This is a genomic window from Vibrio cincinnatiensis DSM 19608 (assembly GCF_900167345.1).
Lineage (GTDB): Bacteria > Pseudomonadota > Gammaproteobacteria > Enterobacterales > Vibrionaceae > Vibrio > Vibrio cincinnatiensis.
In genome coordinates this window covers 271,640-291,673 of sequence record NZ_FUXB01000004.1, presented here as the reverse complement: position 1 = coordinate 291,673, position 20,034 = coordinate 271,640, and the positions used below count along the sequence as shown (strand labels likewise).

Annotated in this window: 18 protein-coding genes and 1 pseudogene; 12 read left to right on the top strand and 7 right to left on the bottom strand. The window is 45.3% G+C overall.

Features of this window, described 5'->3' with window-relative positions:
- The 7 genes and pseudogenes from B5D54_RS05590 to B5D54_RS05560 all read left to right on the top strand — a co-directional run.
- A pseudogene (locus B5D54_RS05590) lies at positions 1-364 on the top strand (NADH:ubiquinone reductase (Na(+)-transporting) subunit F); the annotation flags it as partial.
- A 150-nt stretch (positions 365-514) separates the two neighbouring features.
- On the top strand, positions 515-1,519 hold the full coding sequence (locus B5D54_RS05585) for an FAD:protein FMN transferase (protein WP_078925521.1): 1,005 nt from the start codon (positions 515-517) through the stop codon (positions 1,517-1,519).
- Between the two features lie 21 nt (positions 1,520-1,540).
- Positions 1,541-1,774 carry a (Na+)-NQR maturation NqrM gene (gene nqrM, locus B5D54_RS05580; protein WP_078925518.1) on the top strand — a complete coding sequence of 78 codons (234 nt, stop codon included), beginning with the start codon at positions 1,541-1,543 and terminating at the stop codon, positions 1,772-1,774.
- Positions 1,775-1,892: 118 nt separating this feature from the next.
- Positions 1,893-2,126, top strand: coding sequence for a DUF2789 domain-containing protein (locus B5D54_RS05575; RefSeq protein WP_078925515.1), 234 nt, complete (start codon positions 1,893-1,895; stop codon positions 2,124-2,126).
- 79 nt (positions 2,127-2,205) lie between these two features.
- The gene (dinB, locus tag B5D54_RS05570; RefSeq protein WP_078925513.1) at positions 2,206-3,273 is read left to right on the top strand and encodes a DNA polymerase IV; all 1,068 of its coding nucleotides are present in this window, start codon (positions 2,206-2,208) and stop codon (positions 3,271-3,273) included.
- Positions 3,274-3,351: 78 nt separating this feature from the next.
- Entirely contained in the window at positions 3,352-4,095 is a 744-nt protein-coding gene (locus B5D54_RS05565) for a DUF2884 family protein (protein WP_078925510.1), read from the top strand.
- A 284-nt stretch (positions 4,096-4,379) separates the two neighbouring features.
- Positions 4,380-5,735, top strand: a complete 1,356-nt coding sequence (locus B5D54_RS05560; RefSeq protein ID WP_078925508.1) for a sodium-dependent transporter — start codon at positions 4,380-4,382, stop codon at positions 5,733-5,735.
- 42 nt (positions 5,736-5,777) lie between these two features.
- Here B5D54_RS05560 and B5D54_RS05555 read toward each other — a convergent pair whose 3' ends face one another.
- From B5D54_RS05555 to B5D54_RS05540, 4 genes are all read right to left on the bottom strand, one after another.
- Complete coding sequence (locus B5D54_RS05555; protein ID WP_078925506.1) at positions 5,778-6,875, bottom strand: succinylglutamate desuccinylase/aspartoacylase family protein; 1,098 nt, start codon at positions 6,873-6,875, stop codon at positions 5,778-5,780.
- Entirely contained in the window at positions 6,835-7,740 is a 906-nt protein-coding gene (gene rimK / locus B5D54_RS05550; protein ID WP_078925503.1) for a 30S ribosomal protein S6--L-glutamate ligase, read from the bottom strand. Before rimK ends, B5D54_RS05555 begins: the two co-directional genes overlap by 41 nt.
- A complete protein-coding gene (locus B5D54_RS05545; protein WP_078925501.1) occupies positions 7,740-8,180 on the bottom strand; it encodes an ATP-dependent zinc protease family protein in 441 nt (146 codons plus the stop codon). Before B5D54_RS05545 ends, rimK begins: the two co-directional genes overlap by 1 nt.
- A 256-nt stretch (positions 8,181-8,436) precedes the next feature.
- A complete protein-coding gene (locus tag B5D54_RS05540; RefSeq protein ID WP_078925499.1) occupies positions 8,437-9,909 on the bottom strand; it encodes an aminoacyl-histidine dipeptidase in 1,473 nt (490 codons plus the stop codon).
- A gap of 461 nt (positions 9,910-10,370) precedes the next feature.
- Here B5D54_RS05540 and vcdP point away from each other — a divergent pair, with 461 nt between their 5' ends.
- A complete protein-coding gene (vcdP, locus tag B5D54_RS17540; protein WP_497012642.1) occupies positions 10,371-10,472 on the top strand; it encodes a small protein VcdP in 102 nt (33 codons plus the stop codon).
- A gap of 138 nt (positions 10,473-10,610) precedes the next feature.
- Here vcdP and B5D54_RS05535 read toward each other — a convergent pair whose 3' ends face one another.
- The 3 genes from B5D54_RS05535 to B5D54_RS05525 form a co-directional block, all read right to left on the bottom strand.
- Complete coding sequence (locus tag B5D54_RS05535; RefSeq protein ID WP_078925497.1) at positions 10,611-12,395, bottom strand: aminotransferase-like domain-containing protein; 1,785 nt, start codon at positions 12,393-12,395, stop codon at positions 10,611-10,613.
- A gap of 102 nt (positions 12,396-12,497) precedes the next feature.
- On the bottom strand, positions 12,498-13,769 hold the full coding sequence (gabT, locus tag B5D54_RS05530) for a 4-aminobutyrate--2-oxoglutarate transaminase (RefSeq protein WP_078925495.1): 1,272 nt from the start codon (positions 13,767-13,769) through the stop codon (positions 12,498-12,500).
- Positions 13,770-13,801: 32 nt separating this feature from the next.
- Positions 13,802-15,229 carry an NAD-dependent succinate-semialdehyde dehydrogenase gene (locus B5D54_RS05525; RefSeq protein ID WP_078925493.1) on the bottom strand — a complete coding sequence of 476 codons (1,428 nt, stop codon included), beginning with the start codon at positions 15,227-15,229 and terminating at the stop codon, positions 13,802-13,804.
- Between the two features lie 218 nt (positions 15,230-15,447).
- On the opposite strand from B5D54_RS05525, the gene B5D54_RS05520 reads away from it, so the two are divergent.
- The 4 genes from B5D54_RS05520 to B5D54_RS05505 all read left to right on the top strand — a co-directional run bounded on the left by B5D54_RS05520 (position 15,448) and on the right by B5D54_RS05505 (position 20,009).
- Entirely contained in the window at positions 15,448-16,464 is a 1,017-nt protein-coding gene (locus tag B5D54_RS05520) for a TRAP transporter substrate-binding protein (protein ID WP_078925491.1), read from the top strand.
- Between the two features lie 56 nt (positions 16,465-16,520).
- Positions 16,521-17,138, top strand: a complete 618-nt coding sequence (locus B5D54_RS05515; RefSeq protein WP_078925489.1) for a TRAP transporter small permease subunit — start codon at positions 16,521-16,523, stop codon at positions 17,136-17,138.
- Complete coding sequence (locus tag B5D54_RS05510; RefSeq protein WP_078925487.1) at positions 17,128-18,450, top strand: TRAP transporter large permease; 1,323 nt, start codon at positions 17,128-17,130, stop codon at positions 18,448-18,450. The genes B5D54_RS05515 and B5D54_RS05510 overlap by 11 nt, the downstream gene beginning before the upstream one ends.
- A gap of 266 nt (positions 18,451-18,716) precedes the next feature.
- On the top strand, positions 18,717-20,009 hold the full coding sequence (locus tag B5D54_RS05505; RefSeq protein WP_078925485.1) for an NCS2 family permease: 1,293 nt from the start codon (positions 18,717-18,719) through the stop codon (positions 20,007-20,009).
- Positions 20,010-20,034: the final 25 nt, after the last annotated feature.

Sequence of the window (20,034 nt, the reverse complement as noted above, 5' to 3'; positions counted from 1 at the left end):
GCGTTCCCACATCTTTGACCAGCTTAAGCGTTTGAAATCAAAACGTAAGATGTCATTCTGGTACGGTGCCCGCTCTAAGCGTGAAATGTTCTATACGGAAGACTTTGATGGCTTAGCGGCAGAGAACCCGAACTTTGTTTGGCACTGTGCTTTATCAGACCCCATGCCAGAAGATAACTGGGATGGTTACACCGGTTTTATTCACAATGTCTTATATGAGCACTATCTCAAAGATCATGATGCGCCTGAAGATTGTGAATTTTACATGTGTGGTCCTCCGATGATGAATGCTGCCGTGATTGGTATGTTGAAAGATTTGGGTGTGGAAGATGAAAACATTCTGCTGGATGATTTCGGTGGTTAATTTACAATAATCGTCTGTTGATGGCTGGCTCTGATGAGTCAGCCATTCTTTTTCTGCTATAGCAAAATGGATGTTTGTGAGAGGAAATAGGTGTGTTGGTTTTTGTAAAATAGACCTATTTTTTGTCACTTTAGCAAGAGGTATGAGAAAGTGAAAAAGTGGCTGTTTACATTAGTTGCGTTATTGCTGTTATCTGGGTGTGAAAAGTCGGTTGAATTGGTGCATTTATCTGGCCCAACAATGGGGACAACTTATAATATTAAGTACACTCAACAGGTTGGAATACCGTCATCGTCAGTACTTCAAGTCGAAATTGATCGTTTGTTAGAAGAAGTGAATGATCAAATGTCCACTTATCGTGAAAGCTCAGAGCTGAGTCGGTTTAACCGTTATTCAGGTAATGATCCTTTCTCGGTTTCTGAACAGACGGCGATAGTAGTGCAAGAGGCTATCCGATTGAATGAGCTAACGCTTGGGGCACTAGATGTGACGGTTGGGCCATTAGTTAACCTATGGGGATTTGGCCCAGAAGCTCGTCGAGATGTCGTACCGAGTGAGGAGGCTTTAGCACAGCGTAAAGCTAAAACAGGTATTGTACATTTATCTGTTGAGGGGCATACCCTGCGTAAAGATATCCCTGATCTGTATGTGGATTTATCTACAATTGCAAAAGGCTGGGGAGTGGATGTTATTGCCAATTATATAGAGTCTCAAGGGGTTGAGAACTATATGGTTGAAATCGGTGGGGAAATTCGTCTAAAAGGATTGAATCGAGAAGGCGTTCCTTGGCGAATTGCAATAGAGAAACCTGCGACAGAAGAGCGAACGGTACAAGAAATTATAGAACCAGGAGAGATGGCGATAGCGACCTCTGGGGATTATCGTAATTATTTTGAACGTGATGGTGTGCGTTATTCTCATATTATTGATCCTAAAACGGGCTATCCAATTAATAATTATGTCGTTTCAGTTACCGTGTTGGATAAATCCAGTATGACAGCAGATGGGTTAGCAACAGGGTTAATGGTACTGGGAGAGGAAAAAGGAATGGCGATTGCTGAGTTAAATCAAATTCCAGTATTGATGATTGTAAAAACAGAAGATGGTTTTAAGGAAAGGGTTTCCAGTGCATTTAAACCTTATCTCAATCGCTAAATGAATAAGTGAGTCGATATTATGAATACTTTTCTAATGACTTTTGCCATCTTTGTTGCTGTTATTGCGGCAATGGCAGTGGGCTATATTTTTCAAAAGAAAGTGGTGAAAGGTAGTTGTGGTGGCCTAGGGGCTGTTGGCATTGATAAAGTCTGTAATTGTCCAGAGCCTTGTGATGCGCGTAAAAAGCGTGAAGCCCGAGAAGCGGCGCGTGCAGAGCGCATGGCTGCTTGGGAAAAAGATCGTATTGTATAATACGCTACTCTGATCAGAAGTAGCCCAGCTTCGGCTGGGTTATTTTTTGTGTCAATGACGGTATTCCATCGGTATCAGGCACTATACTCAAAGAGTGTTCACCCTTTTGGGAGGTGTTATGGAACTTCATTACCATAGGATGAGTGAATTATTTGAGCAGTTAGGGCTCGGTAGTTCATCAAATGAAATTGAGTATTTTATCGAGACTCATCGCCATCAACGAGACTCAACTCCTCTGTACAAAGCGAATTTTTGGAATGATGCTCAGGCGAACTTTTTACGCCAAGCGATTGAAGAAGATGCAGATTGGTCGGAGCTAGTCGATCAACTCGATGTGATGCTACGCAAATAGCGTTTTTTATCTGGCTTTGCAAAAGCTGTAAACGCTTATATACTTGATACTGTGTTTTTAAACAGTGCTTGAGTGGCAAATGTCAGAGCTGATCAGAAAGATTATCCATATTGATATGGACTGTTTTTATGCTGCTGTTGAAATGCGGGATAATCCTGACTATTGTGGGCGCCCCATTGCCGTTGGTGGGCATGAAAAGCAGCGTGGTGTTCTCAGTACTTGTAACTATGAGGCGCGTAAGTTTGGCCTTCGCTCGGCAATGCCAACGGCACAGGCAATCAAATTGTGCCCCCATCTTTTGGTAGTGCCGGGTCGTATGCCTGTCTACAAATCTGTTTCTCGCCAAATTCATGCTATTTTTTATCGTTATACCGACATCATCGAACCTCTATCGCTTGATGAAGCTTTTCTTGATGTCACGAATGCCACTGCGTGTCATGGTAGTGCGACTCTCATTGCAGAGGCGATTCGCCGAGATATCTGGAATGAGCTCCAACTGACGGCATCGGCTGGTGTTGCCCCTATTAAGTTTTTAGCTAAGGTTGCTTCTGATATGAATAAACCTAATGGTATGTATGTGGTCACCCCTGATGAAGTGCAGGGCGTCGTGGATAAACTCCCGTTAGGAAAAATTCCTGGAGTAGGTAAAGTTAGCTTGGAAAAGCTTAATCAGGCCGGTTTTTTTCTGTGCGAAGATATTAAAAATACCGATTATCGTGAGTTGTTACGCCGTTTTGGCCGCCTAGGTGCTTCCTTATGGAAGAAAAGCCATGGTATTGATAACCGAGAAGTGATCACTGAGCGTGAACGTAAGTCGGTGGGAGTTGAACGTACTTTTAGTGAAAACATTGTCACCTATGATCAATGTTGGGAGGCTATCGAGCAGCGCTTATATCCTGAATTGGATATAAGACTGAGCCGAGCTTCTTCTCATCGGGCAATCATCAAGCAAGGTATTAAAGTAAAATTTGCTGATTTTCAGCTGACGACCATCGAGCATGGGCGCTCTCAGCTCGAATTAGAAGATTTTAAAACCTTATTAATGGAAGTGCTCAAACGGCAAAAGGGGAGAGAGATCCGCTTACTAGGCTTGCACGTGATGCTAAAACCTATACAACCTTTCCAGCAATTAAGTTTTTTTACTTAGCACCATAAAATGACAAAAGGCTAACTTATTTATATGATCTTTTCGATATGGTTATCGAAAATAGTTTTTGGATAAATTATGAATAAATCATTGTTAATACTCGGTTTGTTGTTTAGCCCTGCTTTGTGGGCTTTCCAGTGTCCGGTGGACGTTCAAAATGAACTGCACATCAAAAAATCACAGATAGAAATTCATACTTCCGCTGATGAGCAAGTAATACTGGATGAGGAAAACCAACTTTCTATCGCCGGAAAAAAGTTAACATTAACGGCAGATCAGCAGGCCGCATTAGCTTCTTATCGAGAACAGATTCAAGCGCTATTACCGGAACTTCAGCAGTTAGCCAGGAATAAGTTAGCGGTGGTTGATGAGCTATTGGATGACATGGCCCTTTCCCTAAATACGCCGCAAGCATTTAATAATGTTAAACAGACCATCCACTCTTTGGTGGGGAGTATTGAAGCTCGTTACTATCAAAATGAGGAGTGGATCTTTCCTGCTCATAGTTTTTCATCCATGCATCAAGAGTGGGAAAAAGAATTTGAGCAAGCAAAAGGATTCGTTAGCCAAGAATTTTTTACAGGGGCATTTACTGCATTGAGCCAAAAAATGCAGCAAGAGGGAGGGATTAATTTAACCGAACTTGCTGATCAAATGACTAAATTGAAAGTTCAACTTGAACAACGATTACAAGGATATGCGCAAGATGCTGAACAAGAAGCGAGATCATTATGTCTTTTATTCGATCAGATAAAGCAGCAAGAACAGGCGCTTCACCAGAAAATCCCTCAATTACAAAATTTTCCCGTCTTACTTAAGTAAGAGAGATTAAAAAAGCCCAACCGGAAGAAACGGTTGGGCTTTCTCCATTATTGGTCATTTGTTCTATTAGATAATGTCATTCTCTTTTCTTCTTACCATTGGATGCTTCAACTTTTTATTCTTTTTGATGGTTTTTTCAGCATCTCAACACTCCTACGTCACTAAAAATAGAGAATATGCTGGCTTTTCTCGATTCTGTTAGCAAAGTGTTCTATTAGTGATTGTGAAATCAATTTATTTCTATTATTGTACTAGCCTACTAGTTTGATGGTGTGTGAGTGGTTATGGCACAAAATAGTTCTCGTGAAACATTTGGCTCACGTCTTGGATTTATTCTGGCGGCGGCGGGGGCTGCGGTTGGGCTTGGTAATATTTGGGGTTTCCCTACTCAAGCGGCCAGCAATGGTGGTGGCGCTTTTCTACTGGTTTACTTGATCCTGATCTTTATCGTTGCTTTCCCTATGTTGGTGGTCGAAATGGCAATCGGCCGTTCAGGGCAAGCAAACCCTGTTGATAGTATGCGTTCATTAACGTCTCATTCCCTTGGGAAAAAAGCAGGAGCTTTGGTTGGTTGGGTTGGACTTAGCGTTCCTAGTGCGGTGCTTGCGTTTTATAGTATTGTCGGCGGATGGATCATTTGTTTCTTACTGGCTACCTTTACTGATTTATTGGGGATTGAAGCGGCAAGCCTCTGGCTGAAAGGCTTTTCTGTTGAACGAAACCTATTCGGTACACTTATCTTCTATTTTCTGACGATTTTGATCGTCCGAGGTGGGGTTAAGCAGGGCATTGAAAAGTGGTCAACTCGTTTGATGCCAGCGCTATTTGTATTATTTGGTATTTTGTTTATTTACATCATGATGCAGCAAGGAGCGATGGAGGGGTTAAAGCATTATCTGATCCCTGATTTTGAAAAAGTATTGGATAGAAAGTTAATTCTAGCGGCAATGGGGCAAGGTTTCTTCTCCTTGACGATTGGTGGCTGTTCCATGTTGATTTACGGTTCTTACTTAAGCAAGAAAGAAAACTTACCTAAAATGGCGATGAATGTCACTTTGGTGGATACTAGCGTGGCCTTTATTGCAGGCCTTGTGGTTATGCCCGCGATGTTTGTGGCGATGAATAAAGGTGTTGAAATTTATGCGCAGGATGGCTCACTACTTAGCTCAGATACTTTAGTGTTTACCGTATTACCCATGATGTTTGATAGCTTAGGAATGTTTGGTCAACTGTTCGCAATGGTCTTCTTTTTATTGCTCACCATTGCGGCATTAACTTCATCTATCTCTATGCTTGAGTGCCCAGTTGCGTTGGTAAGTGAACGCTTGAATACATCACGTGGCAGCACCAGTTGGGTTCTTGGTGGCATTATTGCATTTTTTAGTATCATCATTGTGTATAATTTTGCGAGCTTGTTTGGCCTTGTAGCTATGGCAGCGACTCAGTATTTACAACCAACCGCGGCATTACTGTTCTGTCTGTTTGGTGGTTGGGTGTGGAGCCGTAACGGTAAATTTAAAGAGCTGCAACAAGGTTACCCTGAGTTTTCTCAGAGCTTATTTGCGAAAATCTGGCCGAGCTATGTTCGTTTTGTTTGCCCTGTATTAGTTGTAACCGTAATTTGGGCTTCTTTTGCTTAATATTTGACAAAGCCCTTGGATGATAAACCAAGGGCTTTGGAGCTAGGCTGGAGATGGTGGCATGATTTGCCCGGTGGTTAGTGGCTCTAAATCGGTTTCGATGACTTCTTCTATAAAATCACCAACAACTTGCTCAACCATGTCATCACTTTGTCTGAAGTAAGCCAGATGGAAAATCGCATCCCCTTCATTGACCAGTGGTAAGGTTTGCTGGCCAATGACAATCCCTCCTTTATTTGCGGTAATTTCTACTTCTACATTACCAAGTGGAGAGTTGATATAAGCAAGGGTTTGCCCTTTCTCTACTTTGTCACCCAAAGAGACAACGGTTCGTAAGATGCCATCGGCTTCAGCACGTTGCCAACTGGTGGATTTAGCAATGACTGAACTTGGTGTTTTTTTGCGACTAGGGCGCAGCATACCGACAGCTTGCATCACTCGTTTTACCCCAACGATGCCAGCGTTAATGGCTATGGGTTCAAAGCGTAGTGCTTCACCCGCTTCATAAGTTAAGACGGTTATTCCTGCTTTTTCCGCTTCGCTGCGCAGTGAACCATTGCGTAATGGAGAATCAAGAATTACCGGAGTAGCAAAGGCTTGGGCGATACGCAGGGTTTCAGGGTTGCTGAGATCGGCTCGAATTTGTGGCAGATTGGTTCGATGAATAGCCCCTGTATGTAAATCAATAATGTAATCACAATTAAGGGCAACTTGAGAGAAAAAAGTGTGAGCCATTCGAGAGGCCAATGACCCTTTTTCACTACCAGGAAAGCAGCGGTTGAGATCTCGTCTGTCTGGTAAATAACGGGATTTATGGATGAAGCCAAATACGTTAACGATCGGAACTGTGATTAGCGTTCCTCTTAGTTTATTCGGATCAATCGTATTAATCAGTTGGCGTACAATTTCGACGCCGTTAAGTTCATCACCGTGAATCGCAGCATTGACCATGAGTACTGGTCCGGCGAAAGCACCATTAATAATTTCAATGGGGATGGAGAGTGGAGAGTGAGTATAGAGTTTGGCCGCTTCAAGTTCGATGACTCGTTTGCTTGCTGGGGGAATCGCTTCCCCCAAAAATGGATAAGCTTGGTTACGATTAGCCTTTGCCACGTGTTTTTGTCCTTTTACTGGCTGCATTTTTTTCAATAAATTCGACAATCATTCCTGCGATGTCTTTGCCTGTTGCTGCTTCAATACCTTCAAGGCCGGGAGAGGAATTGACTTCCATCACCAGAGGGCCACGTTCAGATCGAAGTAAATCGACACCAGCAACATTGAGTCCCATTATTTTCGCTGCCTCAATCGCCGTTTTGCGTTCCTGAGGGGTGATTTTTACCAGAGATGCTGTTCCACCACGGTGTAAATTTGATCGAAACTCGCCTTCTGCACCTTGGCGTTTCATCGCTGCGATCACTTTATCTCCAATCACAAAACAACGAATATCAGCACCGCCCGCTTCTTTGATATATTCCTGAACCATAATATTGGCTTTTAGCCCCATAAAGGCTTCAATGACACTTTCTGCTGCTTTACGGGTCTCTGCTAACACTACACCGATGCCTTGCGTGCCTTCAAGTAATTTGATCACAACGGGGGCGCCGCCTACCATATCGAGTAGGTCTTTTACGTCATCGGGTTTGCTCGCAAACCCCGTGATCGGCATTCCAATCCCCTTACGAGATAACAATTGCATTGAACGTAATTTATCTCGAGAACGGCTAATAGCCACCGATTCATTGGCTGGATAGACTCCCATCATTTCAAATTGACGTAGAACCGCTGTCCCGTAGAAGGTGACGGAAGCTCCAATACGAGGGATTACCGCATCAAAGCCGGCCAGTTCTTCTCCTTTGAAATGGATCTCCGGTTGTTCTGAATTGATATTCATATAACAGCGTAAAGCATCAATGACTTTGACTTCATGCCCGCGTTGTTTACATGCTTCAATCAAACGTTTAGTGGAATACAGTGAAGCATTACGCGACAGAATACCAATTTTCATTATTTCGACTCCTCGAAAGGGATTAAAAAAGATTGAGTAGGATCAACCATAATTCGATGATGCATCGCCGTTCGGCCTAACAGCATTCGAAATACCATGTTCTCACGATTGGTCAGCGTGATCTCAATAGGCCAAGTTTGCCCACCAAGAGAAATCTCTGATTCAATCACATAGCGTGATTCTTCATGTCCCCCTGAATCTCGTACAATACGCTCATCGATCACTTTTGCTTCACATACTGCAATTTTATCGGAATTATTTTGCAGCGGATGAATCCAAAAACGAACCCAGAGAGCCTCTTCTTTATGGAACGTCTCCATCTTAAAAGCATGGAGACAGGAAGTTCGAGCTCCGGTATCGATTTTGGCTTTTATTTTCTCAATACCTAACCCTGGAAGGCTTAATATTTCACGCCATCCGACAATGATTTTTTCATTCATGGTAATTTCATTTTTGTTGAGCATAGTAGATACGATGTTGGAATTGGTTTATATCAAGAAGTCATCGCCTTCTCCGATATATTCTTTATTCAGTCATCGCTTGAATCGAGTCGGGTGAATAACTCAGGGGAAATTCAAGGACGCGAACTCTAGCAGCAGACCGAGGGTATCGCTAATGAATAAAATTTTTCGTATCGATAAAAAACAGTAATAGGCTTGAGTTTTCTTTCAAGCCTATCTAGTCTAGCTTTTATCTTTAAGCTTTGGCAGGGATATTTTCCAGTAAAGCGATCATTTGTTCCCAGAATAAGGCAACGGTATCAATTTTCACTTTTTCATCCGGTGAGTGAGGGAATTTAATGGTTGGCCCAAAAGAGAGCATATCCATTTCTGGATAGGGTTTTTTGAACAATCCACACTCGAGCCCTGCATGAATGACCATGATGTTGGGTTTATGTCCGTAGAGATCTTGGTATATATCTCGGAAAATGTGCATGATTTCTGAGTCGGCGTCGGGCTTCCACCCTGGATAGCCTCCAGAGAAAGTAATGTGTGCTGCTGCGAGTTCTGCGATTGAAGACAACATGCTTTGTACTTGGCTGCGACCGGAATCAATCAGTGAACGAATCAGGCAGAGTACTTTCACTTGGCTCTCTTCTGTGGTGATGACTCCCACATTCAATGAGGTTTCTACCACACCGTCAATCTCGTCACTCATACGAATCACCCCATTAGGGCAGGCATTGAGTGCGGCAATGAAACGTTGCTGACTGTGCAGAGTAAAGATTGGATAAGTGGTATCAACGGCTTTGTTGAATATGATGATATCTGTTTCAACTTTACCTAATTCGGTCTTTAAGAGTTCACTATAGGTGGTGAACTGTTTATCCAATTGGCTCACCTTCTCAGCAGGCAGTGCCACCGTTACAAATGCTTCACGAGGGATCGCATTGCGCAAACTGCCGCCTCGAAATTCAATCAAACGAAGATCCAATGCTTGTGCATGTTCAGAAAGGAAGCGGATCAACAGTTTATTGGCATTACCTCGGCCAGTGTGAATATCGCAGCCTGAGTGACCACCTTTTAGCCCTTTAAGGGTCAGTTGACGGGTCACAAAACCTGCGGGTTGATCTTCTCGTTGAATATCAAAACTAAGGGCTGCATCGACACCGCCAGCGCAACCCATATAAACTTCACCTTCTTGTTCTGAATCTGTATTCAGTAGAATATCCCCTTCCAACCAGCCCGCTTGTAGGCCAAATGCCCCTGTCATGCCGGCTTCTTCATCGATAGTTAATAGCACTTCAAGAGGGCCATGCTTGATATCATTTGAGGCAAGAACGGCCAAACAAGTCGCCATACCGATACCGTTATCCGCCCCTAATGTGGTTCCTTTGGCGGTTACCCATTCCCCATCAATATAAGGTTGAATAGGATCTTGGGTGAAATCATGAACGGTATCTTCATTTTTTTGAGGCACCATATCGATGTGAGCTTGGAGTACGACTCCTTTTTTATGCTCCATACCTAAGGTGGCTGGTTTTGTGATAAACACATTGCCCGTCGGATCTCGACGAACGTTTAGTCCTTGGTTTGTTGCCCAATCAACAATGAATTGAGCTAAGGCCTCTTCATGTTTAGATGGGTGAGGAATAGAGCATATTTTATCGAAAAACTGCCATACGGGGCTTGGTGATAATTTGCTGATTTCAGAATGGAACTCAGACACAGGAGACTCCTTTTATGTGATTTTCCCGGTGAACATTAGGTTTCTTATTCTATTATTAGATTAATAGACTGAATTCGGGTGATAACATAGTGATGAGAAACAGCATACCACTATGTCCCTAGTGGGAGTAGCGCCTTTATGGATCAATTCTGTTTTTGTTTGCGATTACAAAAAAGCCGCTCACCTAAAAGACAACACCCGTTTCAGTCTGCTGCAAGGATAGGTGAAGTGGAGATAGTCCTTTTAAACATACTGACCATTTTGTAATTTAATTACCAAATAAATGAGATGTAGATCATTTTTATATTTTTATGTGACTTCAATCACGAAACTTGTTGTAATAAAATTTCTTAGTGGTATATTTATAACCAGCTTCATCAGTGAAGAGAAAATGCTCAAAGGATGAGTCCGATTTATCGCCTCCAAGGAACCGAGAAATCAATGAATAGTGTTTGATTTTAATGGTGATAGTTATGAATAAAGGTTTATCGTCTGTAATGTTCTGGAAAAATAACGCTGTATTTACTGGCAACTTTACATACCCATCAAGCTTTGGTTACTAAACTTAAGTTTGGATCTTGAACGGTTTTGTTCACCCCTATATTGGAATTTATTTTTAATCACATTTGATTAGTATAATTCACCGCCACCTACCGTTAGGTGGCGTTTTTTTATGCCTGCGATCTGGAAATACGTGATGATCATCGGTTGAACTTCGCTTCGCCAATAAAGTAACCTTCCTCATCAAACCGTTTGATCTCACCGTGCTCGTAAACGATCGTGATGTAACGGACATCAGAAAATTGCCATTTGCGCCACTGATAGACAAACTTGTCGTTCTTGACCCACCAGTAGCCTTCATCCACGTCGTTAGGGCGCTCAGAAATGCCGATTAGTTTGCCATCGGCTTGCAACGTAATGCGGTAGGGGATGTTAAAGCAGTCTTTGGTTAGCAGTGTCTGGTTGGTCAATAATGCGCGAATTTGCTGGCCATTGAGTGGTGGAGATTCGCACTCTTCCAACCGTTCATTGGGTAAGATCTGTTTGGCGATGCGAGCCAGCTGTTTGATGCCTTCTCGAATATTCTCGGTTCGGATCGACTGAAAGCTGAGCCGAAAACTATTGTTCTTATGGTCACAACAATAGTACTTGGCGCCGTTGTTGATCAAAATACCTTGTTCTTCCGCTAGTCGTTCAAAGCGTTCAGCATCAAATCCCTGTTTGTATTCGATCCAAAATGCCGTTCCCGCCAATGAAGCTACCACTCCAGATTGCGGAAAATAGTAGTTCATCGCTTTTTCCATTGTTAGCCACTTGTCGCGGTAGCGCTTGAGCAGCTTTTGCGCCAGTACATCGTAATAGCCTAGGCTGAGAAACAGAGCGAGTGTTTGGCAGTTACTTTTCGGCGGCAGGCTATGAGTGCGTACTTGGAGCGATTTGATCTGCGCGATCAGCGGCTCGGCGGCAACGATGAAACCGATGCGTAGCCCCGGAGCGATGCTGGAGGTAAAACTGGAGATATAAATGATGCGCTCGCTGTGGTATTCGCAGCGTAGCGGTGGGCAACTATTCTCGATAAAGCTGACGTCGTGCTCAAAATCATCTTCGATGATCAGAAAATCGTGCTGTTCGGCTTGGGTAATCAAAGCATGTCGCCGCTCCGGCGACATGCGTACCGTGGTGGGAAACTGATTGCTCGGTGTGGTGTATACCACATGGCAATCAGCAAGACGTTCATCGATGACTAAACCTTGTTGGTCGACTTCGATCGGCAATACGTTGGCTCGCCGAGCCTGAAATTGATGTAATGCTTCCGGATAACCGGGGTTTTCTATAGCGACCGTGCTCTGTTTGGTGATCAGCAGTTTGCTTAAATAATAGAGGCTGTTTTGGCAACCTAGCGTAATGGCGATGTTGTCTTTGGAGACAAAAATACCGCGTTTGGGGAGTACACGAGTACGGATTTGCTCGATCAGATCCTCGTAATCGTGATCATCGGAAGTCCAACTGCGGTGGTTGCTTTTGTTCAGCGATTGAATGCTGCATTTGCGCCATTCCGATACAGGAAACAGGTCTTCATCGACGATGCCATTGACGAACAAATATGGGTAATCATTGAGATCTTTGACCACTATATCCGTACAGGAGTGTTCGGCATTGAGGTAGTTAAACCAATCCAAACCACTGCTACTGGCGAGGAAAGACCGGTCTTGGTTGGCCGCTGGCGAGCCCAGTTCCAACTGTGGATTGACGTAATAGCCTTTACGTTCAATCGGCACCAATACACCTTCTTCGGCGAGCTGTTCATAGACCCGCAAAATGGTATTGCGTGACACTTTGAGTTTTTCTGCCAGACGACGGGATGACATAATGCTGGTTTGTTTGGGAACAAATCCGGCAAAGATGGCTTTCGCTATATCGCTTTTGATTTGATCTTGTAGCGTGCGCGAATCTTGGGGGTCGATATGAATAAATTGATACAGCATAGCTTTCCTGCACATCAAGCAGTCGCGTTTGATGAGTATCAACGAAGAGGAAGAGAAAACAGATGCACATCACTGCACATCTGTTCAAGGAATCGTTGACGGTCAGATTAGCGACAGCAGTTCCATTTTTATAATATCTAGGCCTTTTGTGATCAGCTCTGACTCGATAGTCAGTGGGGGAAGGAAACGAATCACGTTTGCCTTTACTCCACATGAGAGCAAAATCACGCCTTGGTGATGACACTTTAACACCAATTGTTTGGTCAGGTCTGCAAGTGGCTGACCAGTGGTTGGATCATTAAGTTCAATCGCAATCATTGCACCAACTTGGCGGATATCGCTGATTTTGGGGATTTCCTTCTGCATTTCGATCAAACTTTCTTTAAATTGCAGACCAACGTGTTGCGCTTTCTCACATAAGTTTTCATCTTTGATGATCTTAATGACTTCCAACGCAGCGCGGCAGGCTAGTGGGGAACCGGCATATGTGCCGCCAATACCGCCCGGAGCCGCTGAATCCATGATCTCCGCTTTACCGACGACGCCTGACAGTGGGAAGCCGCCAGCAATGCCTTTCGCCATGGTGATCAGATCCGGTTTGGCATCAAAGTATTCACAAGCAAACAGCTTGCCAGTTCGAGCAAAACCCGTTTGGATCTCATCACAGATCATCACGATACCGTGTTGGTCACACAGTTTACGAAGCGCGCTGACCCAAGCATTTGGCGCTTGGTAGAAACCGCCTTCGCCCTGAATCGGTTCAAAAATGATCGCGGCAACTCGTGAGGGTTCGATGTCGCAGGCAAACAGATCCTGAATCGCGTTGAGGCTCTGCGCTTCGCTGATGCCGTGGTATGCATTGGGATACGGTACGTGATAGATTTCGTTCGGGAACGGACCAAAGCCGATTTTGTACGGTGCGATTTTGCCCGTCAGGCCCATACACAAGTTGGTACGGCCATGAAAACCGCCTTTAAAGGCGATAATGCCGCTGCGCCCCGTGTATGCACGCGCAAATTTGATTGCATTTTCTACCGCTTCCGCGCCCGTGGTGACAAAGGCAGCTTTCTTCTCGAAATCTCCCGGTGCTATCTCAACCACGCTCTCCGCCAGTTCCACAAAGCTGGTGTAAGGTGTCACCATTGAACAAGTGTGACTGAACTGCTCGAGCTGCTCTTTTACCGCCGCGACGATGCGTGGGTGCGAATGACCGGTGTTGTTAACCGCAATACCGGCGGCAAAATCGATGTACTGTTTGCCTTCAATGTCGGTGATCAGCGCGTTTTCTGCTTTTGCTGCGTAAATTGGTGCGAGGTTAGCCATGCCTTTTGCGATGACTTTTTCCTTGCGAGTTTGCCATTCCGTATTTGTCATGTTTGCGTGTCCTAGTGGTGACGTTCGGCAGCTTAAAAGCCACCAAAGCAGAGGTATTTGATATTGAGGTATTCGTCGATACCTTGTTTGGCGCCTTCACGGCCAAAGCCAGACTGTTTTACGCCACCAAAAGGCGCAACTTCATTGGAAATCAGGCCTTCGTTAATGCCAACCATGCCGTATTCCAGCTTTTCGGCGATGTGGAATGCGCGGTGAATATTGGTGGTGTAGAAGTAGCTGGCGAGGCCATAAATGGTGTCGTTGGCGAAGGCCACCAGTTCTTCGTCATGGGTGAAACGGACAATCGGAGCGATTGGTCCAAACAGTTCGGTTTGGACAATGTCCATCTCTTGCGTGACGTTGGTGAGCACGGTAGGTTCTATAAATAGTCCACCAGCGGATTTACCGCCTAGCGCAATGCTAGCACCTTGTTCAACGGCGGTATCAATGTAGCCCAGCACGCTGTTTTTGGCCTTAATATCAATCAGTGGACCAATGTTGACGCCCGGTTCCAAACCATTGCCCATTTTTAGATCGGCAACGGCGACGACAAATTTGGTTACGAACTCATCGTAGACGGCATCTTGCACATAGAAGCGGTTGGCGCACACGCACGTTTGACCGGCGTTGCGGAACTTCGAGGCAATCGCACCTTGTACCGCGGCGTCGATGTCGGCGTCATCAAATACGATAAACGGTGCGTTGCCGCCCAGTTCCATTGACGTCCGTTTAATTGTGCCAGCACATTGAGTAATCAACTGACGACCGACTTGGGTCGAACCGGTGAACGAGAGCTTTTTGATGTCATTGTGAGCACAGAAAATATCGCCAACCACGACAGATGAGTGGTTGTTGAGCACAATCAGTAAATCTTTTGGTAGGCCTGCTTGATAGGCCAACTCGGCGGTAGCATAAGCTGACAATGGTGTTTGGTTGGCAGGTTTGACGATGAAGCTGCAACCGGCGGCTAGCGCTGGCGCGGCTTTGCGGGTGATCATCGCAATCGGAAAGTTCCATGGTGTAATTGCCGCCGCGACCCCAATCGGTTGTTTCACAGTCATTAAACGCTTATTGCCAGCCGGTGACGGAATGGTATCGCCATAGGTACGCTTGCCCTCTTCTGCAAACCACTGAATGAATGCAGCGCCGTACATAACTTCCCCTTTAGCTTCAGCCAGAGGTTTACCTTGTTCTAGAGTCATGATGCGTGCGAGATCGTCGACGTTATCCAACATCAAGTCGTACCAACGATTAAGAATCACGGCGCGCTCTGCGGCGCTTTTTTCTTGCCATGCAAGCTGCGCTTGTTTTGAGCGTGTGATCAATTCGTGGATGGTTTGGGTATCCAGTGAAGGAATGTAAGCCAGTATTTCATCGGTTGCCGGGTTGAGTACGGCAATGGTGTCGTCACTGGCCTCGCAAGTCGCACTCAGTAGGATTTTGTTAACAATGTGCTCCATATTTGTGTCTCTTTTGTAGGCTGATGATGGCATGTTAGACACAAAAGCGGAGCGTACGGAGTACCAGTTAGTCACTAACGTTGGTACCAGAGCGGTGAGTTTGACTGGTACCATAACAACTTTGCCACTGGCTCTATCGCATTCATTTTCCGTTCTTCATATTGAACTAGGAAACAAATCCACAACAAAAGTGTAACGATACAGGAAGAGGGACTTCTATGTTAAGTGTTAAGGGAACCAAACTGGCGAAAGCTTTTATGGCCGCGGCTGCAGGGGTGAGTTTACTGATGTGTTCAACCGCAACCATGGCCGCTCAATACAACTGGCGTTTTGCGAACTTATATGGACGTGGCACTGCGTTTGGTGAAGTGTATGAAGATCTGGCGAAGAACATCGAGACGATGTCTAACGGTCGCATCGCTGTGCAGGTGCTGTATTCCGGTGAAGGTGTCGGAACCAGCGGCATTCTGAGTGCGGTGAAATCGGGCTTGATCACTATGGGGGCTCCATTCCAACCGATGCATGCTGGTGAATTACCTGTCGGTGTGGTGGAAGTGGGCTTGCCGGGCGGTACGTCGGATGTGGCGGAACTGACCACTCTGTTCCACGACAGGGGCTGGGGAAAAGTCCTTAAACAGGCGTACGGCTCACAAGGGTTAGAGTGGTTGGACCCCTACATTCAGCCTCCGGTTTACATCATTACCAAACAACCCATCAATTCGATTGCGGATTTCAAAGGCCTGAAGATTCGAGCGCCAGGCGCGTACGGTAAGTTTCTGCGTAATCTGGGTGCATCGCCGGTGTCTTTGGCGTGGAGCGAAATCTATACCTCGCTGGCGACGGGCGTCATCGATGGTTCTATCGGTTCGAACATGATTGACCACCGCGATGGTAATCACGTGGAAGTGGCGAAATATATGTACCCAGTGCCACTGGCGGGCGCGCAAGTGCTGCCTGTTATCGTCAACAAGAAAGAGTGGAACAAACTGCCGGCTGACTTGCAGGCGATTGTGAAAGCAGCAACGGCGGCGCACGCTCAGAAGCAGATGTCAAAATCAAAACTGTGGGAATCTCAGGCTGTGTCTGAGATGGAAGCTAAAGGTCTGCAATGGAGTCCACAACCTTCAGAGGCGGATCTGAAAGTGTGGAAAGACGCCGGTATGTCACTGGCGAAAGAGTACGCAGCGGAAGACAAGTACTCGAAACAGTTGGTGGATATTCTCGAGCAACAATGATGGACGACACAGGTGAACCCGTTTGGATTCACCTGTTTTTTTATAGGGAGATTTCTATGCTTGAAGCCATTTTACTGAGGTATTGCCAGTTCACGAAGTACGTCGTCAGTCTTATTGGACGCTCAGTGTCGTATTTGCTTCCCGTGCTTGCCGCGATTGTGTTTTACGAAGTGTTTGCCCGTTACGTACTTAACCGCCCGACCATTTGGGGCTACGACACATCGCTGTTTCTGTTTGGCTACATTGCGGCATTAGGCGGCGCGTATGCTCAGCAACGCGAAGCGCACATTAACGTCGATATTATTCACGCCAAAGTATCGGAAAAAACCAGACGCATTTTTGATGTACTGACGAGCATTTTGGCGATGGGGTTTCTGGTTGTCATGGTTAAAACTTGTGGTGGTATGTTTATCGAAAGCCTTGAATTCAACTACAAGACCCAGAGTGAATGGGCACCCGCCATGCATCACTTCTGGTTGATGATTACGGTTTCGGCAGGGGTTTTTATTGCTCAATATTCCACGGAACTGATTGCTAATTTGTTTTTTTTGATCAAAGGCCGCGAATTAAATGGTGAGATTCACCAGCATGTTAATTTGATTGATCAGCCATTTAAGGTTGATAGCGACCAGCTGGATTCCATTTTTGACAAGGAGAGTCCAAATGGGAATTGAGATGTTAACCCTCGTTTTGTTGGGTTGTATTCTGATTGCGTTCGTGCTTGGGGCGCAGGTAGGCTTGGCGCTGGGTGGAATAGCGATGGGCGTTGGTTATCTGGTGTGGGGCGAATCGCTGTTTAATATCATTCCAACTACGGTCGAGAGTACTTTCTTCAATTTTATTCTGCTGGCTATCCCACTTTACATTTACATGGGACAGATTTTGACGCGCTCAGGGATCGGTAATGCGATGTTCAACGCCAGCCAACTGGTAATTGGTCGTGTACGCGGATCGCTGGCGATCAGCGTGATCGGAGTGTGTTCGATGATTGGCGCGATGGTTGGGATCATCGGCGCGGGTATCATGACATCAAGCTCGATTGCTCTCAAACCGATGTTGGATCGCGGTTACGATAAAAAGTTAGCACTTGGTGTAATCATGGCGGGGGGATCGCTGGGTATTTTGATTCCGCCAAGCATTCCAATAATAATGTTTGCTTCTTCGACTCAGAACTCGGTCGGAAAAATGTTTCTTGGGGCGATGGTGCCCGCGTTGATCACCATTTTGCTGTTAATCAGCTACGTAGTGATCAGCTGTAAGCTGCGTCCGGAACGTGCGCCGATGGACATCGACAATGATATCGAAATTCCCAAAGGTTATGAGCTGTTTAAAACCATTCGTGATGGCGCGTCATCGTTTGCGCTGATTGTAGTCGTGCTCGGCAGCATCATTGCTGGAATTGCGACACCAACCGAATCCGGTGCGCTGGGTGTGATGGGCGCGCTTTTGCTCTCGATTTTGTTTAAGCGTTTCAAACCGGAACTCTTAATGCGCTCGGGCATGCAAACGGCGATGCTGGTGAGTGTTGCTATGTGGATTATTTTAGGCGCGTCGGTGTTCAGTAACTTCCATCTATTAATGGGAATTCAAGGTATGGTATCGGGCTTTACCCAGAATCTCGATTTGCCTCCGATTGTTATCATCATTATGTTCCAAGTCATCATGATGCTGCTGGGCTTCATTATCGATGAATTTATCATTGTGTTGATGTGCGCCCCCATTTTTACACCGGTTGCTGTCGCACTCGGTTACGACCCGATCTGGTTTGGCGTGTTGATGATTCTTAACATCGTGATTGCGGTACAAACACCGCCTTATGGGTTCGCACTGTTCTATCTCAAAGGTATTGCACCGAAAGGGGTGACCATGATGGATCTGTATAAATCGGTGATGCCATTCATTCTGGTGCAGTTTGTGGTGCTGGTGATCTGTATGCTGTTTCCTGATCTGGTAACTTGGTTGCCAAACACGGTGATGAATGCCTAAACACGCCGTTTAACTCCGCGAAGATTCACAACCCCTTCCTGATGTGCAGCCAAGCAAAAGGGAGAGGTTGTGCTTATTTATGAATGGCGGTTTTTTGGCTGTTTTTTGGCCGAAGAACCTACTTTTTATGTGTAGCTGTGCATAAATGTTTCTGAGTTTCTGAAAATTCGACGCAAATTCCGTATGGAATTTGTGATTTGATAACTTTATAATCAGCGACCAATCGATTACGCAACCGTTTACTTTATTGTTATTAGGACTCGAACATGCTGGAAAGACTATTTAAACTCAGTGAATATGGCACGAATGTGCGCACTGAGATCATTGCTGGGATCACGACATTCCTGACAATGGCCTACATTATTTTTGTCAACCCGGCGATTCTTTCGGATGCAGGGATGGATCGCGGTGCGGTATTTGTTGCTACGTGTTTAGCGGCCGCAATTGGCTGCTTTATTATGGGGTTTGTGGCCAATTACCCTATTGCACAGGCTCCGGGGATGGGGCTAAATGCCTTCTTTACCTATGTGGTGGTATTGGGCATGGGTTATACGTGGCAAGTCGCACTGGCGGCTGTCTTTTGTTCAGGGATCCTCTTTGTTTTATTGAGCTTGTTTAAAATTCGAGAGTGGATCATCAACTCGATCCCAATGTCGTTACGAACGGGTATCTCTGCGGGTATTGGTCTCTTTTTGGCTTTTATTGCGTTGAAAAATGCCGGTATTGTTGTAGATAACCCAGCCACTTTGGTTTCTATGGGGGCGATTACTTCGTTACCCGCCGTGTTAGGTGCACTCGGCTTCTTCTTCACTATTGCTTTGGTGCATCGTGGAGTGCAAGGGGCGGTAATGATTGCTATTTTAGCGGTTACGGCGATGGGTCTGGTTTTTGGTGATGTGACTTGGGGAGGCGTTATTTCCACACCGCCAAGCCTTGCCCCGACATTCATGCAATTAGACTTCTCCGCCATTTTTGAAGTCGGTATGATTTCTGTTGTCTTTGCCTTTTTATTTGTTGACCTCTTTGATACTGCGGGAACACTCGTTGGCGTTGCCAATAAAGCTGGGTTTATTGGTAAAGATGGTAAAATTCCTCGCTTAAACCGTGCATTATTAGCCGATTCCACGGCCACTTCTGTGGGTGCATTACTTGGAACATCCAATACCACGTCTTATGTCGAAAGTGTTTCTGGTGTGGCCGCTGGTGGGCGGACTGGTTTAACGGCGGTTGTGGTTGGCATTTTATTCCTTCTTGCATTATTCTTTGCGCCATTAGCGGGAATGATCCCCGCTTATGCAACCGCTGGTGCACTTTTTTATGTGGCTATCTTAATGCTTTCTGGTCTTGTGAGCATTGATTGGCGTGATTTGACTGAAGCGGCACCAACGGTGGTAACCTGTTTACTAATGCCGCTAACTTTCTCTATCGCAGAAGGGATTGCACTAGGATTTATTTCTTACGCTCTGATTAAACTACTGAGTGGTAAAGGTCGTCATGTTTCGCTCAGTGTCTGGGCGATGGCGGCGATATTTATTATTAAATTTATTCTTGAGGCGTAAACATACCCAATTTCCAAACAATTAG